The organism is Paraburkholderia ferrariae NBRC 106233 (assembly GCF_000685035.1).
GTDB lineage: Bacteria > Pseudomonadota > Gammaproteobacteria > Burkholderiales > Burkholderiaceae > Paraburkholderia > Paraburkholderia ferrariae.
In genome coordinates this window covers 1-396 of the sequence record NZ_BAYB01000010.1, presented here as the reverse complement: position 1 = coordinate 396, position 396 = coordinate 1, and the positions used below count along the sequence as shown (strand labels likewise).

The following is a 396-nucleotide window of genomic DNA, read 5'->3' as shown; positions in this document are numbered from 1 at the left end:
CGTATCTGGACGAGGTGATCACGGTGGACACCGACGCGCTGTGCGCGGCGATCAAGGACGTGTTCCAGGACACGCGCAGCGTGCTGGAGCCGGCGGGGGCGCTGGCCGTGGCGGCGCTCAAGCGCTACGCGGAGCGCGAGGGCATCCGGGGGCAGACGCTGGTGGCGGTGACCTCGGGGGCGAACATGAACTTCGACCGCATGCGCTTCGTGGCCGAGCGCGCGGAGGTGGGCGAGGCGCGCGAGGCGGTGTTCGCGGTGACGATCCCCGAGGAGCGCGGCAGCTTCAAACGCTTCTGCGAACTGGTGGGCACGCGCAGCGTGACGGAGTTCAACTACCGCATCGACGACGCGGAGCGCGCGCACATCTTCGTGGGCGTGCAGATCCGCAACCGGG

1 pseudogene is annotated in these 396 nt (G+C 70.2%); it reads left to right on the top strand.

The window, feature by feature from the left end:
* Positions 1–396 (top strand): annotated as a pseudogene (locus tag BFE01S_RS38425) (threonine ammonia-lyase, biosynthetic); the annotation flags it as partial.